A 6,967-nucleotide genomic window follows, 5' to 3' on the forward strand; every position below is an offset into this window, starting at 1 on the left:
CTTCTTTTGTATGTTATAAAAGTCAACACTTAATTATAACATTTTATAAGTTTGCGCTGACAGACATTCACCTCCTGAACATCCGGTCTTTATCTTTGTATCTTAATCGTATCCAGAGAAAAATTTTTCATCTAAAATTAAAGCCTAGTTTATCACAGTTCCAGTCCAGATACAATGAACCAATCTTGCCTGAGTGTTCACTCACGTTACTGTTCATGCATTGCACAAAGGATAACCAAATAACCAATTTGGCTGATATTTCGCATTTCATAATTTTATGCTCCGGGAGCTTTGCGCGCTGTTCCAAGCGGAACCTTGTCGCGTCCAACCTGGCGCACTGTGATCTCCTCGTCGCCTTTTAGCGTAAGATTTGGCGCAATCAGACGCTTTTCCGTCCAGTAAGGCGTGTCGACCTGCTTTCCATTGACAAAGATCTTCGAGTAGGAATTAAACCCTGAACCAAACACAATTACCTGATGCTTGCCCAGATAGGTACTCTTCTGGATGATCGGATCAATTCCAAACTCCATCTTGACGGTCTGATACGGCGACGTTCCTCCGTAAACCTCTTGATCTCCGTAAAGAATGTCGTACTCAAGCAGTTGCATGTTCGAGAGATAGGTATCGGTCGTCTCCTCGCCTGTTTCTGAAATCACCTGCTCGGTACTTTCCTCTGCGAAACTTTCTTCATCCCTCATATATTTCTGATGGAAGCAGAACATCGTTCCCTCATGCAAATTCAAAAGCTCCTGTACATAGGCGGAAAGCTGGTAGCTCTCCACATCCCGTTTCTGCACCGGAAGATTCAGGTTATTCCAGATCACATAGTTTGTCTGAAACAGCGACTTGTTCTTCATCTCATCTGCCGTCCACTCAAATCCCGGCAGATGATCGCCATACATCACAAGAACCGTCGGCTCCTTGCGCGCATTCAGCATCCGCACAAGTTTTTTGACAAAACCATCCATCTCATGAATCTGCTGACAGTAATACTCAAACGACGGATATTTTCCATGACCCTGAACCGAGATCGTGTAAATGAAATCCTGCCCCACACTCGAATCCAGCGCTTTCTCAATCTCCTCAACGAGAATCTTGTCCTTGCACCATCCGGTCGGATTGCGCTCTACATCATACATGTACTCAATCGGTGTGAAATCATCAAATCCAAGCTGAGCAAAAATCTTGTGACGATCATAAAAGGTTGCCTCATTATCATGGATTGCATGCGTGTGATAGCCGAGATTTTTCATATCAAAAGCCATACTCTCGCATGCCGTCTTCTGAAGCACAGTCTTGTACGGATACTCGCCCGGGCCGAAAAAGTCGAGATTCATTCCCGTGATGCACTCAAATTCCGTGTTTGCCGTTCCGGCTCCGACTGACGGCACACTCAAATAGCCCGACGGAAAATGCTCCATCAGATACCGGAAAAACGGAATCGGATCTTTCTCGACCGGATTATTTTCCCAGAGCATCGGATCAAAAAACGATTCCAGCTGAATCATAATGATATTTGGCGTCTGGTACTCACTCAGAGAGTAGGTCTCCCCTGCCTCAAGCTCAATCGTCTCAAGGTCTTCTTTCTCAACCTGTGCGACGGTCGCCTTATCGTAATCACTCGGTCTCGCGATTCCCGTGTGGAAGAGCGAGTTAGAAAAACAGTAGACAAAACCATAATCCTGATAAGCCTGACCGATATTTCCAAAGTGAAGTGCCAAAATTCCGCTCAAAATCGCAAGATGAAGTCCTCCCCAGCTGACAAGCAAAGCGACACCTGCCACACAGAGCGAATTTCGCAGACAAATCGGTTTAGAATCTACCGGCGCAAGTCTCCAGAGCAAAACTCCGAGAATGAGTGCAAGCACAATCCCGACAGCGCCAAGCACAATCTGCCACCATGTCAAGTAAGTATTTAGAAGACTTATCGCATACTTGACCAGTCTCAAATCAGATGCCGTAAACGGTGTCGTCCGAAAGACGAGAAGCACTCCATTGATGAGTCCCATTACGAGTCCGATAATCACCAGAATTCCCGCCGTAAACACCTTTCTTCTTGTGAACAGAATCAACAGAAACGGCGGCAAAAGCAAAAGCGCATTTGCGAGAAACACCGGAAAATTCCCAATGCCATAATGAAAAAGCCCCATTAGCGACTTCCGACTCAAAAGTTCTATCACAAGGTCAAGAAGAAGCACCAGACCGAATATTTTTCCAAGCAAAATCCATGTTTTTTTCACAATCTCAATTTCCCCTTTTTTCTCTTCTTTTCGTTGTTTTATTCATTGATTTCCCATTTTTTCGATTTTTCCAAACACACTCTACCATATTTTTCTAAAAAACGACAGGTCACTTTTTTATAATTTTTTTGCAAAATCATCCGAATTTTCCTGTTCAATCTGCCATTTTTCTTTAAATGAGAAAACTTGTAATATCTTCGCCTGAAAAAGAGGGGGATTGCCCGTTATTGTTTCAAGTCGATGTTCCGGGAGACTTGGCGCATAATCTGGAACATATTTTGGAAATTGTTCATTACTGTTCTGGAAATCGTAAGGAATTCTTGAGTAGAATGAATTGAAATTTTTGATTGAATCGCATATAATCGAAAAGAAAAAAAGAATATAGACAGAATTGAGGAAAAAAACAATGACGGATACGATTGTACAGGGTCTCACTGCCCTTCTCGGAGGAAAGGTATCAAAGGAGGCCATCATTTTCATCATTTCCATGATTCCAATCCTGGAACTGCGTGGCGGACTTCTCGCTGCTTCCCCGGCGCTCTTAAATGTCCCGATCACGCGCGCGATTCCGCTCTGCATCATCGGTAACCTGCTCCCAATTCCCTTCATTCTCCTGCTGATCGAACACGTTCTGATCTGGATGGAGAACGTTCCGGGACTTGGCAAGATTGCCCGCTGGGTTCGTGCAAAGGCAGACAAGAACAAGGACAGCATTCAGAAGTACGGCTTCTGGGGACTGACGCTCTTTGTCGGCATCCCACTTCCGGGTACCGGCGCATGGACCGGCTCTCTCGTCGCTGCTCTCCTGCACATGGAGTTTAAGAAATCGATTCCTTCGATCTTACTTGGAATCGCACTTGCGACGATCATCATGTCGCTCGTCTCCTACGGATTGCTCGGCATCCTGTTTGGCTAACAAAATTGCTCCCTCTCACCAGAGAATCCAAAGATTGATTCCTGATGGAGGGAGTATTTTTTGACCCAATAAAATTCCCAGTTTTCTTTAGCTTGGGTGTCGCTTCGACCCAAGCTCTCGCTGATGAGCATTTTATTTATCATTTCTGGACACAAAAAAGCCCCACCGCTCAGGCAGATTTTCATCTGCCCTTGCGATGGGGCTTTCTATGCTCGATCACTCGACGCTATGTTCTCACAGTCCCGAATGGATTACTCCTCGGTGCTGTACAGAGCAGTCAGCTTGGACAGATACTCATATCTCTCCTTAGCCTCGCTCTCGTTCTTAGCGAACAGCTTAGCTGCTCTCTCCGGATTCTTCATAGCCAGAGAAGCGTAACGAACCTCGCCCTTCAGGAAGTCCTGATAGCCTTCCATCTTCGGAGCCTTGCTGTCCAGGGTGAACTTCTTCTCAGCTGCCGGGTTGAAGCGGAAGTTGTTCCAGTAACCGGTCTCAACTGCCAGTTTCTCCTCAGTCTGAGCCTTGCTCATGCCCTTCTTGATACCATGGTTGATACACGGAGCGTAAGCCATGATCAGGGACGGACCCGGATAAGCCTCTGCCTCTGCGATTGCCTTAACGGTCTGAGCGTAATCAGCACCCATGGAGATCTGAGCTACATATACATAGCCATAGGACATAGCCATGCTTGCGAGATCTTTCTTCTTGGTCTCCTTACCAGCTGCTGCGAACTGAGCAACTGCACCAGTCTTGGTTGCCTTAGAGGACTGACCACCGGTGTTGGAGTAAACCTCGGTATCGTAAACCATGATGTTGATATCCTTACCGGATGCCAGTACATGATCCAGACCGCCGAAGCCGATATCATAAGCCCATCCATCACCACCGAAGATCCACTGGGACTTCTTAGCCAGGAAGTTCTTATTTGCTACGATGTACTTGCAGGTATCGCAATCAACACCATCAAGAGCTGCAACCAGCTTGTCAGTAGCAGAACCGTTCAGAGCACCGATACCGAAGGTATCCAGCCACTCCTTGCAAGCAGCCTTCATCTCCTCAGTAGAGGTCTCAGAATTAGCTACTCTCTCAACTTTCTCCTTTAACTCATCACGGATTGCGTTCTGAGCAAGAAGCATACCATAACCGAACTCTGCGTTATCCTCGAACAGGGAGTTGTCCCAAGCCGGACCCTGACCCTTAGCGTTCACGGTGTACGGAGTAGACGGTGAAGAGTTACCCCAGATAGAGGAACATCCAGTTGCGTTTGCGATGTACATTCTGTCACCGAACAGCTGAGTGATCAGCTTAGCGTACGGAGTCTCACCACAACCTGCGCATGCGCCGGAGAACTCAAGTAACGGCTGCTTGAACTGGCTACCCTTAACGGTGGTCTCTTTGAACTTTGCAATAACGTCTTCCTTGATCGGAAGGGTTACGGAGTAGTCGAAGATCGGCTGCTCGTCAACATGATCAGCTAACGGCTCCATGGTCAGTGCCTTCTCACCCTTCTTACCCGGGCAGACATTTGCACAGGAACCACATCCGGTACAATCCAGAGCGGAAATAGCCAGAGTGAACTTGTAGTTCGGCATACCGGTCAGCGGCAGGAACTTGGTTCCCTCCGGAGCCTTAGCAGCCTCTTCCTCGGTCATAGCGATCGGACGGATAACTGCATGCGGACATACATAAGAACAGAAAGTACACTGGATACAGTTGTCAGTATTCCAAACCGGAACATTAACAGCGATACCACGCTTCTCGAATGCGGAAGATCCAGACGGAGTAGAACCATCTACATAATCCTTGAATGCGGATACCGGCAGGTTGTTACCTTCCTGAGCGCTTACCTTGTTCTGGATGTTGTTTACGAAATCAACAACGTCCTGTCTGGAACCGGTAACGTTCTTGAAGTCAAGACCTTCGTCTTCGCAGTTCTTCCAGCTCTCCGGAACGTCTACCTTTACAACGCCCTGAGCACCTGCATCGATTGCAGCCCAGTTCTTCTTAACAACGTCCTCACCCTTACGACCGTAGGTCTTCTGAGCAGCTTCCTTCATCAGCTGGATAGCCTTCTCCTCCGGGATGATACCGGTCAGTTTGAAGAATGCAGACTGCAGAATGGTGTTGATACGGGTCGGACCCATGCCGGTCTCGATACCGATCTTAACGCCGTCGATGGTGTACAGGTTGATGTTGTGATCAGCGATGAACTTCTTCATCTGACCCGGAAGGTGCTTGTCCAGCTCCTCGTGAGTCCACGGGCAGTTCAGCAGGAAAGTACCACCGTCAACCAGCTCCTGAACCATGTTGTACTTACGAACATATGCCGGGTTGTGGCATGCTACGAAGTTTGCCTTGTGGATCAGGTAGGTAGATTTGATCTTCTTATGACCGAAACGCAGGTGGGACATGGTAACACCACCGGATTTCTTGGAGTCATAATCAAAGTATGCCTGTGCATACATGTCGGTGTTATCACCGATGATCTTGATGGAGTTCTTGTTTGCACCTACGGTACCATCTGCACCCAGGCCCCAGAACTTACAGTTCGTGGTTCCCTCCGGAGTGGTAACGAGCGGAGCGCCAACCGGCAGAGACAGGTTGGTTACATCATCGTTGATACCGATGGTGAAGTTCTTCTTGGAGGTGTTCTCGTATACTGCTACGATCTGAGCCGGAGTAGTATCCTTAGAACCAAGACCATAACGTCCGCCGAAGATCTCAACCTGATCGAACTTGCTGCCCTTCAGAGCTGCAACAACATCCAAGTATAACGGCTCGCCAAGAGAACCTGGCTCTTTCGTTCTATCCAAAACGTTGATGTACTTGACGGTATCCGGCAGAACGTCAATCAGAGCCTGAGCGCTGAACGGTCTGTACAGACGAACCTTAACAACACCAACCTTAGCGCCGGTAGTCTTTGCTAAGTAGTCGATGGTCTCCTCAATGGTATCATTTACAGAACCCATTGCGATGATAACCTTCTCAGCATCCAGTGCACCGTAGTAGTTGAACAGCTTGTAATCGGTACCAATCTTCTCGTTTACCTTGTCCATGTACATCTGTACAATACCCGGCAGAGCGTCGTAGTACGGGTTGCAAGCCTCTCTAGCCTGGAAGAAGATATCCGGGTTCTGAGCGGAACCCTTCTGGCACGGGTTGTTCGGGTTCATTGCATTCTTACGGTACTCCGTAATAGCATCCCAATCTGCCATATCTGCCAGATCATCGTAATCCCAAGTCTCGATCTTCTGAATCTCATGAGAGGTACGGAATCCATCGAAGAAGTTGATGAACGGAACCTTGCCCTTGATTGCAGCCAGATGTGCAACCGGAGTCAGATCCATAACTTCCTGCACGCTGGAGGAGCACAGCATAGCTGCACCGGTCTGACGGCATGCATAAACGTCGGAGTGATCACCAAAAATATTCAGCGCATGAGAAGATACTGCACGCGCGGATACATCAAATACGCCCGGAAGCTGTTCGCCCGCAATTTTGTACAGGTCCGGAATCATCAGTAACAGACCCTGAGAAGCCGTATAGGTTGTGGTCAGAGCACCTGCTACCAGGGAGCCATGAACAGCACCAGCAGCACCAGCCTCAGACTGCATCTCGGTAATCTGAACCGTGCGTCCGAAGATGTTCTTTCTGCCCTCAGTTGCCCATTCATCCGTATGCTCCGGCATTACGGAAGAAGGAGTGATGGGATACATGGCAGCTACTTCGGTAAATGCATATGATGCATGAGCGGCAGCCTGATTACCATCCATGGTTTTCATTTTTCTTGCCATTTGATTTTCCTCCTACA

At 47.8% G+C, this 6,967-nt stretch carries 3 protein-coding genes; 1 reads left to right on the forward strand and 2 read right to left on the reverse strand.

Features of this window, described 5'->3' with window-relative positions:
- Nucleotides 1-275: 275 nt before the first annotated feature.
- A complete protein-coding gene (locus tag AC4EVX_RS12550) occupies nucleotides 276-2,240 on the reverse strand; it encodes an LTA synthase family protein (protein WP_490160322.1) in 1,965 nt (654 codons plus the stop codon).
- 406 nt (nucleotides 2,241-2,646) lie between these two features.
- Here AC4EVX_RS12550 and AC4EVX_RS12555 point away from each other — a divergent pair, with 406 nt between their 5' ends.
- The gene (locus AC4EVX_RS12555; RefSeq protein ID WP_308450608.1) at nucleotides 2,647-3,156 is read left to right on the forward strand and encodes a COG2426 family protein; all 510 of its coding nucleotides are present in this window, start codon (nucleotides 2,647-2,649) and stop codon (nucleotides 3,154-3,156) included.
- A gap of 251 nt (nucleotides 3,157-3,407) precedes the next feature.
- Here AC4EVX_RS12555 and nifJ read toward each other — a convergent pair whose 3' ends face one another.
- Nucleotides 3,408-6,950 carry a pyruvate:ferredoxin (flavodoxin) oxidoreductase gene (gene nifJ / locus AC4EVX_RS12560; RefSeq protein WP_490160323.1) on the reverse strand — a complete coding sequence of 1,181 codons (3,543 nt, stop codon included), beginning with the start codon at nucleotides 6,948-6,950 and terminating at the stop codon, nucleotides 3,408-3,410.
- Nucleotides 6,951-6,967: the final 17 nt, after the last annotated feature.

It is taken from the genome of Brotaphodocola sp. (assembly GCF_983179755.1).